This is a genomic window from Nocardia yamanashiensis NBRC 100130 (assembly GCF_001613325.1).
Taxonomy (GTDB): domain Bacteria; phylum Actinomycetota; class Actinomycetes; order Mycobacteriales; family Mycobacteriaceae; genus Nocardia; species Nocardia yamanashiensis.
In genome coordinates, this window is sequence record NZ_BDCD01000016.1 from 280,635 (window position 1) to 296,023 (window position 15,389).

The 15,389-nt window shown below is 69.6% G+C and carries 14 protein-coding genes; 8 read left to right on the top strand and 6 right to left on the bottom strand.

What is annotated here, in order from left to right; all coding sequences use genetic code 11:
• Nucleotides 1-72: 72 nt before the first annotated feature.
• Nucleotides 73-3,669 carry an ATP-binding protein gene (locus NY1_RS17875; protein ID WP_067714139.1) on the top strand — a complete coding sequence of 1,199 codons (3,597 nt, stop codon included), beginning with the start codon at nt 73-75 and terminating at the stop codon, nt 3,667-3,669.
• Complete coding sequence (locus NY1_RS17880; RefSeq protein WP_067714144.1) at nt 3,653-4,057, top strand: SRPBCC family protein; 405 nt, start codon at nt 3,653-3,655, stop codon at nt 4,055-4,057. Before NY1_RS17875 ends, NY1_RS17880 begins: the two co-directional genes overlap by 17 nt.
• Nucleotide 4,058: 1 nt before the next feature.
• Here the strand turns inward: NY1_RS17880 and NY1_RS17885 are convergent, their stop codons facing one another.
• The 5 genes from NY1_RS17885 to NY1_RS17905 all read right to left on the bottom strand — a co-directional run bounded on the left by NY1_RS17885 (nt 4,059) and on the right by NY1_RS17905 (nt 7,792).
• Nucleotides 4,059-4,262 carry a hypothetical protein gene (locus tag NY1_RS17885; protein WP_067714146.1) on the bottom strand — a complete coding sequence of 68 codons (204 nt, stop codon included), beginning with the start codon at nt 4,260-4,262 and terminating at the stop codon, nt 4,059-4,061.
• An 8-nt stretch (nt 4,263-4,270) separates the two neighbouring features.
• Complete coding sequence (locus tag NY1_RS17890) at nt 4,271-5,119, bottom strand: SDR family NAD(P)-dependent oxidoreductase (RefSeq protein ID WP_233434371.1); 849 nt, start codon at nt 5,117-5,119, stop codon at nt 4,271-4,273.
• 88 nt (nt 5,120-5,207) lie between these two features.
• Nucleotides 5,208-5,942: a PP2C family protein-serine/threonine phosphatase gene (locus tag NY1_RS17895; RefSeq protein ID WP_084535068.1), complete on the bottom strand. Its 735-nt coding sequence runs from the start codon at nt 5,940-5,942 to the stop codon at nt 5,208-5,210.
• 141 nt (nt 5,943-6,083) lie between these two features.
• Complete coding sequence (locus NY1_RS17900) at nt 6,084-6,488, bottom strand: hypothetical protein (RefSeq protein WP_067714148.1); 405 nt, start codon at nt 6,486-6,488, stop codon at nt 6,084-6,086.
• 98 nt (nt 6,489-6,586) lie between these two features.
• Complete coding sequence (locus tag NY1_RS17905; protein WP_067714150.1) at nt 6,587-7,792, bottom strand: cation:proton antiporter domain-containing protein; 1,206 nt, start codon at nt 7,790-7,792, stop codon at nt 6,587-6,589.
• A gap of 129 nt (nt 7,793-7,921) precedes the next feature.
• On the opposite strand from NY1_RS17905, the gene NY1_RS17910 reads away from it, so the two are divergent.
• Nucleotides 7,922-8,710, top strand: coding sequence for a ParA family protein (locus tag NY1_RS17910; RefSeq protein WP_084535069.1), 789 nt, complete (start codon nt 7,922-7,924; stop codon nt 8,708-8,710).
• Here the strand turns inward: NY1_RS17910 and NY1_RS17915 are convergent.
• Nucleotides 8,691-9,692: a cutinase family protein gene (locus NY1_RS17915; RefSeq protein WP_067714153.1), complete on the bottom strand. Its 1,002-nt coding sequence runs from the start codon at nt 9,690-9,692 to the stop codon at nt 8,691-8,693. The genes NY1_RS17910 and NY1_RS17915 overlap by 20 nt on opposite strands.
• 173 nt (nt 9,693-9,865) lie before the next feature.
• Here NY1_RS17915 and NY1_RS17920 point away from each other — a divergent pair, with 173 nt between their 5' ends.
• The 5 genes from NY1_RS17920 to NY1_RS17940 all read left to right on the top strand — a co-directional run bounded on the left by NY1_RS17920 (nt 9,866) and on the right by NY1_RS17940 (nt 15,323).
• On the top strand, nt 9,866-10,582 hold the full coding sequence (locus NY1_RS17920) for a response regulator transcription factor (RefSeq protein WP_067714156.1): 717 nt from the start codon (nt 9,866-9,868) through the stop codon (nt 10,580-10,582).
• 35 nt (nt 10,583-10,617) lie between these two features.
• Nucleotides 10,618-12,066 (top strand): sensor histidine kinase, encoded by a 1,449-nt coding sequence (locus NY1_RS17925; protein ID WP_067714553.1) that lies wholly within the window; start codon nt 10,618-10,620, stop codon nt 12,064-12,066.
• 88 nt (nt 12,067-12,154) lie between these two features.
• On the top strand, nt 12,155-12,880 hold the full coding sequence (locus NY1_RS17930; RefSeq protein WP_067714159.1) for a response regulator transcription factor: 726 nt from the start codon (nt 12,155-12,157) through the stop codon (nt 12,878-12,880).
• Nucleotides 12,877-14,349, top strand: coding sequence for a sensor histidine kinase (locus tag NY1_RS17935; protein ID WP_067714162.1), 1,473 nt, complete (start codon nt 12,877-12,879; stop codon nt 14,347-14,349). Before NY1_RS17930 ends, NY1_RS17935 begins: the two co-directional genes overlap by 4 nt.
• Before the next feature lie 53 nt (nt 14,350-14,402).
• On the top strand, nt 14,403-15,323 hold the full coding sequence (locus NY1_RS17940; protein WP_067714165.1) for an oxygenase MpaB family protein: 921 nt from the start codon (nt 14,403-14,405) through the stop codon (nt 15,321-15,323).
• The last annotated feature ends 66 nt before the right edge of the window (nt 15,324-15,389 follow it).

Consider the following 15,389-nt stretch of genomic DNA (forward strand, 5'->3'; position numbering starts at 1 on the left):
TGCTGCCCCGAGGGGTTGCCAGGCGACTGCCATGCGACGAGACTCGGAGATCCTCGCGGAGAGGCACACGCGATGCTGCGAATACAGGTACTCGGCCCGCTCCGGGCCGAACTCGACGGACAACCGGTGCGGCTACCGGATCGAAACCAACGCGTGTGCGCCCTCCTGGCCTGGCTGGCCGTCCACCCCGGCCCCCGCCGCCGCTCCACCGTGGCCGCCGAACTCTGGCCAGACGCTCCCGCCCCGAACGCCCGGGCCAGCCTCCGCAGTGCGATCTGGTCGCTCCGCACCGTTCTCGGCCCCGGCTCGCCCACCCTCGCCACCGCCCGCGAAACCATTGCCCTGAGTCCCGATGTCCAGGTGGACCTGACCGAATTCGATCGCCTCGCCAGCGCCGGAGCGGCTGCCGCCGCCCTGTCTCTCTGCCGCGGCGAACTCCTCACCGGCTGGCAGGAAGACTGGTTGCCGCCGATTCGCGCCGACCACACCCGCCGCCTCGCCCGGGTACTGGCACTCGCCGCCACCGCCGCCGAAACCGAAGGCGACCACGACGCCGCCCTGACCTGGGCCCGCCGCCGAGCCGACCTCGATCCCGTCGACGAAGTCGCCGCGCGCGAACTGATCCGGCTCCTCGCCGCCACCGGTGACCACGACGCCGCGCTCTCCAGCTACGCCCGCCTGCGCCGCACACTCCAGTCCGAACTCGAGGTGGCCCCCGCGCCCGAAACTGTCGCCCTCATTCATCGGATCCGCTCGGCCGAACCGCTCGCGGTGTCCGAGTCCGCGGTGCCGCCGTCGCGCCCGGCGGAACCGGTTGCGGGCTTCGATTCGGTAGGGCGGCGGTCGCGTTCGACGGAACCGGTTGCGGGCCTCGATTCGGTAGGACATCCGTCGCGTTCAGCGGGACCGGTTACTGGGTTCGATTCGGTAGGACATCCGTCGCTTTCGGCGGAACCGGTTGCTGGGTCGGTAGGGCGGCGGTCGCGTTCGGCGAAACCGGATGCGGGATTCGATTCGCTAGGGCGGCAGTCGTATTCGGCCGAACCGGGCCCAGGGATCGATTCGGTGAGCAGGCGGCCTCTCGCCGCGCCGGTTCCATCGCAGTGGGCAGTTCACTCCGCCGAACTGCCCACTGCGATCGAGGCGCCGGTGGGTCGGGTACGGAACGCCGGACCGCCTGCGACGGGCGGTTGGCTCGGCACGGCACCTGTCTCTTTGATCGGCCGGGTGCCGGAACTGGCGCAGTTGCGGAATTGCCTGGCGCGCATGGATATCGGGCGCGGTTGTGTTGTCATGATCAACGGGGAGGGCGGGATCGGGAAGACGGCGCTGGCCGAGGAACTGCTGGATCTGGTAGCGCGCCATGGGATTCGCAGTGGGAGCGGTGCGGCCGGCGGACCGGGCGGGATGCCTTTCGGGGTGTGGTCCGAGGCGCTGGCCGAGTTGCTCGCCGGTGCCGGGCCGCTGCCCGCCGACGCCGCCTGGGTGGCTGATCTGGCGCGCTTGGTGCCCGCCGTCGCGCCGCCCGGATCGGCCGGCGCACCCGAGCATGATCGAATTCGGTTGTTCGAGGCGGTGGTTCAACTGCTGGTTCGGCTATCGGCGCGGGGGCCACTGGTGCTGGTGCTGGAGGATCTGCATCTCGCCGACGCGTCCAGTCTGGATCTGCTCGGCTATGTGGGGCGGCGGATCGGGCGGCTGCCGGTATTGCTCGTGCTCACCCGGCGCCGGCTGCCGCCCGGGCGGCGCGCGGATGCCGTGCTCGCGGCCTTGCGGGCGAAGGGAGTGCTGGCGGCCGACATGGACTTGGGGCCTTTGACTGTGGGGGAGGTGCGTGAGCTGGCGCGGTGTACCGCCGACCTGACCGCCGCGCAATTGGAGCGGATCGTGTCGGTGGCGGGCGGGAGTCCGCTGCTGACCGTCACCGCGGCCCGGCAATTCGCGCTCGGGCACGCCGATCCGGTGGAGGATCTGCGGGTTGCGACCCGGGCCGAACTCGGTCGATTGTCCGGGCAGGCAAGGCTTTTCGTGGAATTGGCCGCTGTCGCCGGGCACGATCTGGGGCGCGCGGATATCGTGCGGCTGCCGCTGCTGACCGCTCCCGATCGCGCCGCCACCGAGGCACTGGGCGCTGGACTGTTGCGAATCCGCGAGGGCGCGATCGGATTCCGGCACGCACTGCTGCGCGCGGCGGTCTACGACGATATCGCCGAACCGGTGCGCGCCCATCTGCACGAGGCACTGGCAACGGAGCTGAGTGCGCGGGACGGCCGGGCTACCCGGCGGGCCGCCGAGATCGCCGATCATCTCCGGCGCGCGGGCCGGGACGATCTCGCGGTGGGACAGCTGATCCGGGCCGCCGCCGACGCCCGGGCGGTGGCGGCGCTCGCGGAAGCCGCGGGGTTCCTGCGCGAAGCACTCGAGATCGAGCCCGATCATCCCGAAACACTGCTCGAACTCGGTGAAGTGGAAGCCTGGCGCGGACGGCTGGAAGCCGCCGACGACGCCTTCGACCGGGCCTTGGAGCTGATCTCGCCCCAGGACACCGGCGCGCTGATCGCGGCCTGGCTGCGCCGGGGCATGTGGTTGCGGGGCGGAGTGTGTCATCCACGCGAATCGCGTCGTTCGTACCGTGCGGCACTGGATCTGCTGGACCGCGAACCGGATTCCGATCCGATGATCCGGGCCGAGGTCCTGGCGGGGCTGGCCTGGGCGGAATCGGTTGCCGGGGAGCCCGATGCGGTCGCGGAACTGCTGGAGCAGGCCGCAGTCCTGACCGCGGACGGACCGGTTGGTGACCTGCTGGCCCACGACCTGGAAGTGGCTCGCGCGCATGCGCTCCTGCGCGCCGGGCGCTTCACCGAGAGCTACGCGCCGCTGGTGTCGGCCGCCGATGCCGCGCAGCGTGCCCGGCGGCCCGACCTCGCCTACAGCTGCTTGATCAATGCGGCCAGCGCCGCGGCCTGCGCCGGAGAGTTCACGCGCAGTGTGGATTTCGCCGACCGCTGCCTGTCCCTGGTGGTGCCGAACGGGTTGCTCCGGCTGATCGTCTACACCCAATCCGGGCGCTGCGCGCTGCTGCGCAGACTGGATCGGCTCGCCGAAGCCCAGACCGCCCTCGACGCCGCCGCCGGCGCCGCGGAGCGTCTGGGCAGCGCCGACCTGGAAGCACTGGTGCACCACGATCGCGGACTGCTCGCCCACGCCCGGGGCGAAGACACCGCCGCCGCAGAGCAATTCCGTCTCGCCCTGGCCGCCGACCCGCCCGTAAGCCGTGCCCTGACTAGACTCCATCGCGCCGAATCACTCACCCGCGCCGGGCAACTCGAAGCCGCGGAGGCGGAGCTGCGGCAGGCCGCGCTGGAACCCGTTGCGGCGGGCGATTTCCCGGACACCCTGGTGGCCAGAATGCAGCGCATCCAAGGGCTGATCGCGCACGCCCGCCAGGACGACGACCTGGCCGTCACGCGCTTGCGGCAGTCGGCGCGGGTGTGGCGGCGCCGGGTGACCGTCGGCGCGCCGACCGGCGAGAACTATTCGGCCGCACTGGTCGATCTGGGCCGCCCGCCACTGGCGGCCCTGGTCGAACCGGCCCGGGAACTCGATCGGGTACTGGCCGAACTCTCCGCCATCGAACAGGACCGGAACGGACATGCCGAGCTTCGATGATCACGCGCACAGCCCGGCCGCGCCCGAGGAGGTGTGGAAGCTGCTCTACGACCCGAGCCGATTCCCGGAGTGGTGGGCCGGAATCGGCAGCGTCGAACCCGCGGCGGCCACCGGCGCGGACGGCTACACCATGTACCCGGAAGGCTATCCGGACTTCCCGATGCCGCAGGCCCTGCGCACCGACCGCGCCGGGCGGCGGGTGACGATCTCCTGCCTGATCTCGGATCTGTGCTTCGAATGGCGGCTGGAACCCGATGCGAGCGGCACGCAGACCGATATCCACGTGCACGTCGAACTCCCCGACGCCGAGGCCGCCCGCCTCGCCCCGCAACGGGAGATCATCCACGCCTCGGTGCTGGCTCTGGCGGCGCTCGCCGCGGCGGAGTGACTCACTCGTCGCTGCCGAGCCGATCCCCGATGAACCGCAACAGTTCCGGATCACCGGAGGTGAATCGATCCAGCTCCTCACCGCCGGTGCAGGGGTAGAGCCCGACGGTGACCCGGTCCGCGCGCCGGGCCAGCACCCGCCAGATCGCGCCCGCGGACTCCCAGCGCCGCAGTACCGCGACCGGATCGGCGTGCTCCCCGGACACGATCGGCGTCAGCTCGCGGCCGAGGTGACGCCGGTCAGCTTCTCCGACAGCGTCCAGAGTTCCTGCGCCAGTGCGGTATCCAGGGCCTGCTTGTTCTTGGGCTGCTCCACCTTCAGCCGGTGGTAGTACTTGCCCTCGATCTCCTCGGCGGTGGTCGCCAGGTGCACCAGGGGCTCGGCTCCGCGCTCGGGGGAGAGGAACACCAGGCGGCCGATCGGCGAGCGGATCAACGCGCCCAGACCCAGTGGGGCGTTGTCGTAGACGTGGGTCGCGACCGCGCCCGGATGGAAGGCGGCGGTGCGCAGGCCGGTGCCGGCGGTGCGGCGCGCCAGCTCGCGGGTGAAGATCAGGTTCACCAGTTTCGACTGCGCGTAGGCGGCGAGCTGATTGAACGAGCCGGTCGAGGCGTTCACGGTGTCGAGATCGAGCCGGGCCATGCGATAGGTGGTGCTGGAGGTGTTGATCACCCGCGCGTCCGAGGCCAGCAGCCGCTCCAGCAGCAGATTGGTGAGCAGGAACGGCGAGAGGTGATTGGCCTGGAAGGTCAGCTCGTTGCCGTCCACGGTGACCGTCCGCTCCGCCCACGCGCCGCCGGCATTGTTGGCCAGCACATCGATGCGCGGATACCGCTCCAGCAGTTGCGCGGCCAGCGCTCGCACCTGTTCGAAATTCGCGAAATCGGCGGTGAACGCCGCGCCCCCGACCTTTTCGGCCACCGCCGCGGTGCGCTCGGGCGAACGCCCCACCACCGCGACCGTCGCGCCGCGTTCGGCCAGCCGCGCCGCCGCGGCCGCGCCGATTCCGGAACTCGCGCCGGTCACCACTACCGTCTTGCCGGCCAGATCCTGTCCCGCCATCCGCCGTCTCCTTCCGCATGAGGCTCGCGATTCGGTTACCCCGTCTCACGAGTGATCATCCTCATCGGGTGGGCGGCCGTCCAACCGGCTAGCGGCGCTCGATCACGAACGCGGTGGCATTGTCGCGCCCGCCGGCCTGTAAAGCCTTGTCCACCAAGTCGTTCGCGGTGCCGGCCAGGGATTCCCCGGCGGCCAGCAGCAGTTTCAGCGCGGCCATCTCGAGCGGCTTGTGCACGCCGTCGCTGCACAGCAATAGTCGGCCGCGGGCGCGCCCGGTGAGCGCGTGCCCGATGGCGTCCGGCGCGACCGTGCGCACCGAGGTGGTGACCAGATGGCTCATGCGCGCGGTCGGCGCCAAGCCCCGGCTGGTCAGATATTCCGCGACCGTGTGATCGGTGGTGATCTGGTGCAGGATGCGCCCGTTCCAGCGGTAGGCGCGACAGTCGCCCACCCACGCGATATCGATCTGATCGTCCGGCTGCCCGGAATCCGGCAGCACCGCGACCACCACCACGGCATCGGCTTCCGGCTGCGGGAATTCGCGCAGCAGTTCCCGCTGGGCCGCCAGGATGCCGGCGTGCGCGCCGTGCTGTGCCGCTTCGCGCGCGGCGACCGCGGCGATGGCCCGGGCCGCGCGCGCCGCCAGCAGTTGATCGCCGATGCCGTCCGCGACGGCGAAAGCGATCCGCCCGCTGCCGGGTTCGGCGTGCGAGGCGACGGCGTCGGCATTGAGCGATCGGCCGCCCCGCCGGGTCGCCGAGGCGGCCTTGATCGTGGCGGATGAAGCGGTCGGCGGGATGGCGCTGGCCCCAGCTGTGTCCACGGCGCGGCTCCTAGGACTGATGTGCCCGTGCTGCCCCTCAGCACTGCTGACAGTCAACCGTGTCAGACCATGCGGTATTGCCAGAATCAGCCATGAATATCCTGTGAACAGGTCACGATTCGGCAGCCAAAACCCCGGAGGCTAGTCGCATTTGCCCGTTCCGGCGTCTCGGGCGCCCTGGCTCGCGGCCTGCCGCTGCTCCTCGGTGAACACCTGCCAGTCGGGCGTATCCGGGAATTCGTTCAGCGCGTCGGAGACGGCGCGATCCACGCCGACCTGACCGCTGTCCTTGCGGATGGTCTCGAAGCGCGGCAGGTATTTCTCACACGTCTCGTGCCGCAGCACCGCGGGCGCGATGGCCGAGGGCGCGGACACCGAACGTGAATTCTCCGGCGGCACAATATTCTTCGACGTGGTGTACGAGGGGTCGGCCGGACTGGTCGAGGTGGCTTCCGGCGACGGTCCGGTCTTGCCGCCGGTGTAGTCGCACGCCCCGAGCGACAGCGCCAGCGCGGCGAGACCCGCGGCGATCGTGGTGCGGTACATGGCTGTTCCTCCGGCCCGGCGGGATCGGATCCGCCCGGGGTCTGTCGGTGTTGTTGCCGCCATACCCCGCCGCGCTGTGAATATCCCTTGTCAGCCGCTCAGGTCCGGGTCGCGATCCGGCGGCGATAGCCACGCACCGCCAGCGGCGCGCCGATGCCGTGGATGACCACGCTGCCCAGCACGGTGATCACCATGGCGGTGATGGCCAGTTCGGCATTGTCGCGCTGGAGCTTGTTGAAGGCCAGCAGCCCGAACACGATCGAGGTGGTGCCGCGCGGGCCGAGCCAGCCGATCAGCGCGTCCTCCACCCAGGTCAGCCTGGTGCCGATGAGCGACAGCATGACCGGTACGAAGCGCAGCACGGTCAGCACGAGTGCGCAGAACACCCAGATCCGCCACGGCACGCCCAGCCACAGCGTGTAGACCACCACGGTGCCGAAGACGAACCACATCATCATGGTGAGCAGGAAGCCCACATCGTCGATGAGTTCGAGTTCGCGCAGGTGCGCCTCCTCGCGCCGGACCCGCCGGAACACCAGCCCGCACACGAACGCCGCCACGAAGCCGTTGCCGCCCAGGCCGGATGAGAGTGCGAACGAGCCGAGCGGCGCGGCGACCAGGATGACCCGCTTGGCCTGCGCGGTCATCAGTCTTGCGGAATCGGCGCGATTGACCAGAAACGCCAGTGCCGCACCGAGGCCCGCGCCCACCAGAATCGCCTTCAGGGCCGCCGGGCCCGCGGTGCCCAGAGCGCTCAATGGCGTCTGATCCTGGGTGAGATCGCCCGCGAGGATGAGCGCGAAAATAATGATGGGGGAGACGATGCCGTCGTTGTAGCCGCTCTCCACATTCAGGATATTGCGCACCCGCACCGGAATCCGCCTGTCCCGCAGCACCGCCGCGGCCGGCGCGAAATCGATGGGCATGACCACGCACGCCACCACCAGCAGCACCGCCCAGCCGAATCCGGGCAGCAGCCACAGGCCGACCCCGACCGCGGCCGCCAGGCTCAACGGCAGGGCGAGCAGCAGCAGCCGCAGCGTCGCGTTCGGATTACGCCCGAGCAGGCCGCCGCGCACCTCGGTGGCATCGACGAACAGCAGCACCGCGAGCACGATTTCGGCGGCGTGCAACATCACCTCGGTATCGAGGGTCTCGCCGATGCTCTCCCGCACGGTCAGGCCCACGATCACCCCGACCGCGACCGCCACCATCGGCGGACTGATGCGCCAGGCGTCGAGCTTGGCCGCGAGCAACGCCCAGGCGATGAGGGCGACGGCGATCGAGAGCATGGTGGCAACCATGTGGCCATCTTTACAGAAGTTCACACCGGACTCGCTCCGGCCGAACGCGCCGCCGCCACGCCGATCTCGTGAGCGACACCCCAACCGGCGTGTCGCAAGGCTGGCGCGTCATGCGACTACCCTGGCGACATGTCGGCAAACAATGGCGAAGCGCAGATCGTCGCACTCTGTAACCAGAAGGGCGGCGTCGGAAAAACTACTTCGACCATCAATCTCGGTGCCGCGCTTGCGGAATCCGGCCAGCGGGTCCTGCTCGTCGACATCGATCCGCAGGGCGCGCTCTCGGCCGGACTCGGGGTGGCGGTCAACGACCTCAACCTGACCATCTACGACCTGCTCGGTCCCGCCGCGCCCGGCATCGACGAGGTGCTGATGAAAACCTCGGTGCCCGGAATGGACCTGCTGCCCAGCAATATCGACCTCTCGGCCGCCGAGATCCAGCTGGTCAACGAGGTCGGCCGGGAACAGTCGCTGCGCCGGGTGCTGGAACCGGTGCGCGATCGCTACGACTACATCCTCATCGACTGCCAGCCGTCGCTGAGCCTGCTCACCATCAATGCGCTGGCCTGCGCCGACGGCGTCATCATTCCGATGGAATGCGAGTTCTTCTCACTGCGCGGGCTGGCGTTGCTGACCGACACCATGGACAAGGTGCGCGATCGCCTCAATCCGAAGCTGGCGCTGTACGGCATCGTCGTCACCATGTACGACGGGCGGCTGCTGCATTCGCGTCAGGTCCGCGACCGGGCGATCGAGGTGTTCGGCGACGCCGTCTACGAGACCGCCATCTCCCGTACGGTCCGGTTCCCGGATGCCACCATCGCGGGGGAGCCCATCACCACCTGGGCGCCGCGGTCGTCGGGCGCGGACCAATATCGCGCCCTCGCTCAGGAATTCCTCACCCGCACGACTCGCTGAGGGCGGTGCGTTCGCTCGGCTCCGTAGGTTCGCTCGGCTCGCCGGGTTCGGTCGGAATGCTGGGTTCGAGGCATACCGCCAGTCCCGCGAACCAGTTGTGCAGCCACTTCGTCGCGGTCTCGCCGCCGACGTCGTAGCTGGGGTAGTTGGTGTGCACGCGGGAGCTGTAGAACTCCTCGAACATCGCGATGCGTTCCCGATTGGCCTCGGCCGAGAACTGCGTCTGCAACATCCGCACGATGCCGCCGCCATTGCGCAGGTCGGTGATCAGCGTGCCCGCCTCCATCTCGTAGCGCCAGAGCTCGGTGAGCGTCGGATCCGAGAGCTGGGCGACGAATCCGGCGAAGCGGGTCACGAAATCATCGGTGGCGGTGGCGCAATAGAGATCGCCGACCGCGCAAATGGTGCGCGCCCGATCGGCCAGCAGCCCGAACCCGCCGGGACGCGCGCCGCCCGCGCCCGCGCCGGGCGTCTCCGGTCCGATCTGAATATCGGTGGGGGAGCGGCGCGGATCCGACATCAGGCCCACCGCGGCGATGCGGTCCGGCGGCACCACGCCCTCGCCGGTCCCGATCTCGGCCGCGAGATCGCCCGCCGCGTCGGCACCCTGGCTGTAACCCAGCAGCGCGATCTTGGTCTCCGCGCAGGAGTCGGCGATGGACGCGATCATGGCCCGGGCATTGCCGATCGCCTCCGCCTTGGACCGCCCGTACACGCCCGTCTCCCAGGGAAAGGCGGTCGCCGGATAGTTCACGTAATTGGTCCGGATGGAGTCCGGCAGGCCGCGGGTGACGAACGACAGCATGCCCGGCGTCGCATGGGTGTGACCGTCCATGCTGGTCTCCCAGGTACCGGGAATGGCCACGACGAACAGTGCGGGACAATCGGTTTCGGCGCGGCTGGGTGCCGGGGCGAAAATGGTCGCGGTGCCCAGGACCGTGGCCAGGGCACTCAGGGTGGCGAGCAGGCGGCGTCGTCGCATGAGAACCTCGATAGTGAACCAGTTGTGTTTCGAAATAGTATGAGCTGGCTCACGAAGATGTCGAATTATGGCCTACGCCATGCCGATCCGCGCGCCGCGCACCCGGCCGGTTCACAGCAAACGCCCAGCCGGCTCGGAGGTAGCGCGGGGTGTCGGCCGCTCACCATGGTGGTATGGGCAATGAAACTCCGGAGGCGCGCATCCTCGTCGTGGACGACGAACCGATGATCGTGGACCTGCTGGCGGCGAGCCTGCGATTCCAGGGCTTCGAGGTCGCGACCGCGGTGTCCGGGGCCGACGGGCTGGACAAGGTGCGCGGCTTCCGCCCCGACGCGCTGATCGCGGATGTCATGATGCCGGGCATGGACGGGTTCGGCATGCTGCGCCGGCTGCGCTCGGACGGCGTCGACGTGCCGGTGCTGTTCCTCACCGCGCGCGACGACGTCGACGACCGGCTCACCGGGCTCTCGCTCGGCGCGGACGACTATGTGGCCAAACCGTTCAGCCTGGAAGAGGTGATCGCCCGGCTGCGCGCGGTGCTGCGGCGCGCGCACGGCGTCGCCGAGCCGGGCGGCTCCCCGCGCCTGTGCGTCGGCGATATCGAATTGGACGACGACAGCCGCGAGGTCCGGAAGGCCGGGCAGCCGGTCTCCTTGTCGCCCACCGAGTTCACGCTGCTGCGCTATTTCATGCTGAACGCGGGCAAGGTGCTCAGCAAGCGCAAGATCCTGGATCACGTGTGGCACTACGACTTCGGCGGCGATGCCGGGGTGGTCGAGTCGTACGTGTCGTATCTGCGTCGCAAGATCGACACCGGAGAGCCCAAGCTGTTGCACACCTTGCGCGGTGTCGGTTACACGCTGCGCCCGCCGCGGCCGGGTCGTCCGTGACCGTGAAATCCGCGGTGGCGCGCCGGATTTCGGCGATGCCGCTGCGCATCGCACTGGTGGTGGCGATGGTGGCGCTGGCCACCGTGGTGCTGCTGGCCTCCGGGGTCGCGCTGACCTCGGCGCTGTCGCGGTCGCTGACCGAGCGCACCGACGAGCAGCTCTACGATGCCGCCCGCACCTGGGCGCAGCCGCGGCAGATGAAACAGCTGACCGCCGACGACGGGCGCACCTTCTGGGTGCCGGCGGACGCGCCGACGCCGCCGGATCTGGTGAAGTCGGCCTCGGATCAGCCGCGGCGCTTCTACGAACTGCGCAAAGGCCCTGGCGGTCAGACGTATTCGGAGATTCCGGGCAACAAGAGCGGATCCCTGCCCGATCTGGCCGGGCACGGCTGGCCGGCGCCGACGACCGTGGACTCGATCGGCGGCAACACCAAATGGCGCGTGCTGACCACCACCAACGAGTACGGCGCGACCACCATCGGGCTGCCGCTGTCGGAGAACCAGCAGACGGTATCGCGCCTCATCTACTTCGAACTCGGCACCGGCGCAACGGCTCTGCTGATCCTGGCGGTCGGCGGATACCTGGTGGTGCGGCACACCCTGCGCCCGCTGCGCGAGGTGGAGGACACGGCCGCCGCCATCGCGGGCGGGGATCTGCATCGGCGGGTGCCGGTGCGCGGGGTCGATACCGAGGTCGATCATCTGGCCCGTTCGCTCAACGAAATGCTCACACGCATCCAGCACGGGGTGGCCGCGACCGAGGCCTCGGAGGAAGCCGCGCGCCGATCCGAGCAGACCATGCGGCAATTCGTCGCCGACGCCAGCCACGAACTACGCACCCCGCTCACCACCATTCGCGGATTCGCCGAGCTCTATCGGCAGGGCGCGAGCACCGATGCCGCGGCGGTACTGGCACGCATCGAAGGCGAGGCCGCCCGCATGGGTGTGCTGGTCGAGGATCTGCTCATGCTCGCGCGCCTCGACGCCCAGCGCCCGCTCGATCGAAAGCCGGTGGACCTCTTGGCCATCGCCGGCGACGCCGTGCACAACGCCCGCGCGCTCGCGGCCCACCGCGACGACTCGGACGCCGGCCCGGAACGCTCCATCGAACTCGAGGTCCGCGCGGGCGAGGGCTCGCTCCAGGTCCCCGGCGACGAAGCCCGCCTCCGCCAGATCCTGGCCAACCTGGTGGGCAACGCCCTCACCCACACCCCCGCCGAGGCGTCGATCACGGTGCGGCTGACCCCTTTTCCCGACCACGTCCGGATCGAGGTCGCCGACGAAGGCCCAGGGCTACCGGCGGACGCGAGCCGGGTGTTCGAACGCTTCTACCGCGGCGACGCCTCCCGCACCCGTGCCAGCGGCGGCACCGGCCTGGGCCTGTCCATCGTCGCCGCCCTGGTGGCCGCGCACCATGGCACGGTCGCGGCACACAGCGAACCCGGCGAGGGCGCCACCTTCACAGTGAGTCTGCCCCGCTGAACCGGGCGGCGGCGGCCTCGACGCACTGCGGCGGACCGAACGCGGGCGCGCCCAGCTACCTCCAGGCAAGCCATGGCCCGGTGTGTCTATGGTGAGGTCCGTGATCGATCGCCCCGCCGCCGCGCCGACCGTTCTGGTGGTCGATGACGAGCCCTACATCCTGGATCTGCTCACCTCCGCGCTGCGGATGAACGGCTTCGAGGTGCGCACCGCGGTGGACGGGCGCTCGGCGCTGGCGGCGGCCGCGCACGGGCTGGACGTGGTGGTGCTGGACGTGATGCTGCCGGATATGGATGGTTTCGCGGTCGCGCGGCGGCTGCGGGATTCGGGCAATAATGTGCCGGTGCTGTTCTTGACCGCCCGGGATGCGGTGCAGGACCGGATAGCCGGCCTGAACGCCGGGGGCGACGATTACGTCAGCAAACCGTTCAGCCTCGAGGAGGTGATCCTGCGTCTGCGGGGAATCCTGCGCCGCACGAAAGGCTCGGACGTCGAACCCGCCGACGTGCTGCGTTACGCCGATGTAGTGCTCGACGTCGGCGCTCACACCGTGCACCGGGCCGGCACGCCGATCGTGCTGTCCGCCACCGAATTCAGCCTGTTGCGCTACCTCCTGGTCAATGCGGGCACGGTGGTCAGCAAGGCGCAGATCCTGGACCGGGTGTGGGGTACGGCCACCGAGGCCCGCAGTGACCGGGCGGTGGAATCGTTCATCAGCCAGGTGCGCCGCAAACTCGACGCCGATCGCCCGCCGCTGATCCACACCGTGCGCGGCGTCGGCTACACCCTGCGCGCGCCCGACGAGTCCCGATGAGATTGCGGCGCTGGACCTTACGCACCCGGCTGCTGGTCGCGGTGCTCGCCATCACCGTCGCCGGGCTGATCGGATTCGGGGTGCTCGGCATCGCCATGCTGGCCCGCTCGGAAATGTCCCGCATCGACGGGCAGCTGAACGTGGTGGCCCGCGACCTGTCGGTGACCGATCGCCCACCGGTGCCGCCCCCGAGCTCCGGCGACGACGAGGCCGGTCTGCCCTCGACCTTCCGGATCCTGTTCTTCGACAATGCCGGAAAGCAACTGGGCCGCCTGGGCATCGGCACCGCACCGGTGCGACTACCGCCCATGGACCGGGCATCGGTGACCGCCCGGGGTGATGAACTGGTCACCGTCGGCGAGACCGGCAGCGATTCTCGTTGGCGGGTGCGCACTTTCACCCAGCCCGCCAACGACTTCCAGCCCGAGGGCGGCACCGCGGCGGTGATCATGCCCTTGGACGGCTACTACGCGACCATCCGGGAACTGCGCACCATCGAATTGGCCGCGGGCGCCGGGCTGCTGGTGCTCATGGTCGCGGTGGCGGCCTGGCTGGTGCGGGTGGGGCTGCGCCCGCTGTCGCGTATCGAGCACACCGCCGACGCCATCGCCGCCGGGGAGCTGGATCGCCGGGTCGAGCAGACCGACACCCACACCGAGGTCGGCAAACTCGGCACCGCCTTCAACGTGATGCTGGAACGACTGTCCACCACCATGGGCCGGCTCGCGGAATCCGAGTCGCGGCTGCGGCTTTTCGTCGCCGACGCCTCCCACGAACTGCGCACCCCGCTGACCTCGATCCGCGGCTACGCCGAACTGTATCGGCACGGCGGCGCGGCCGACCCGGACGCGGTGGCCATGATGATGCGCCGTATCGAGAACGAGGCCACCCGGATGGGCGTGCTGGTCGAGGACCTGCTGCTGCTGGCCCGCCTGGACGAGCAGCGGCCCCTGGATCTGACCGAGTTCGATATCGCCGCCGTCGCCGGCGAAGTGGTGCGCGACGCCCTGGCCCGGCATCCGGAACGCAGTGTCCGCGTGCATATTCCCCAGGGTCCGGTCTACGTCGTCGGCGACGAGAACCGCATGCGGCAGGTGCTGACCAATCTGGTCGGCAACGGCCTGGTCCACACCCCCGCGACCGCGCGCATCGACGTGCGCGTCACCCGCGCCCCGCAACCGCCGCCCGCCGAAGTGATGGCCGAAACCGGCGCGGACCTCCCCGCCGGTACCGACTGCGTCCTCATCGAGGTGTCCGACGACGGCCCCGGCATTCCCCCGGACAAGGCCCCGCACGTCTTCGACCGCTTCTACCGCGCCGACGCCGCCCGCTCGCGCACCGGCGGTTCCGGTCTGGGCCTGGCCATCGTGGCCGCCGTGCTCACCGCCCACGACGCCCGGATCCAACTCCTCGACCGCCCCGGCGCGGGCGCCGACTTTCGCATTGTTTTCCCCGGAAATGGGTTCTGAAGAGCGAGAATCTTGAGTAACATAGCCGATGGTCACCCTGAGAAAGGATCCACATGACATCGGCGGCAGCGCAGCCCCTCGATTCGTCCGGGCCCGGCGGGCATCCGCCGCTGACCCTCGAGCAGACGCGCATCCACATTCCGGGCATTCATCGCACCGGTACGAAAAGGCCCCCGAAACTCGAAGACGCCCTGGACTTCTGGCAGTTCTCCGGGGCGGCGGCGAATGTGGCCATGCAGATGGCGCGCCCGGGCGTCGGGCACGGGGTCGCGGACAGCAAGGTGGAATCCGGGGCGCTCATGGTGCACCCGTGGAAGCGCCTGCGCACCACCGCTTCCTATCTCGCGGTCGCCATTCTCGGTACGCCCGAGGAGAAGCTGGCCTTCCGGGAAGCGGTGAACGTGGCGCACCGGCAGGTGCGGTCCGAGCCGGGCGCGGCGGTGAAGTACAACGCCTTCGACCGTGAGTTGCAGCTGTGGGTCGCGGCCTGCCTGTACATCGGCTTCGAGGATTCCTATCAGCTGCTCAACGGCAAGATGAACGCCGAACAGGCCGAGGCGTTCTATTCGACCTCCTCGACCTTGGGCACCACCTTGCAGGTGACCGCGGAGATGTGGCCGGCCACCCGCGCCGACTTCGACGTGTACTGGAACCGGGCGTGCCGGGAAGTGACCGCCGACGCCAAGATCCGGGCCTTCATCGACGACCTGCTGCACCTGCGCATGATCCACTGGTATCTGCGCGTGGTGTTCGGCGGCCTGCTGCGTTTCCTCACCGCTGGCTACTTGCCGCCGTACTTCCGGCAGCAGCTGGGCGTCGAGTGGACCGCTCTCGATCAGCGCCGGTTCGAGAACCTCTTCCTGTTCGTCGGATTCGTGAACCGCTTCATCCCGCGTTTCCTCCGGAACGCGGGCACCCGGTCGATGATGGCCGACGTGCGCCGCCGCCTGCACAAGCAGCGCGCCCTGATCTGATCCTTTGTAACCGAATGGTTGGCACTATTCGTCATGAGTGGTGCCGGGGAGTATCGGGTCCGCCTG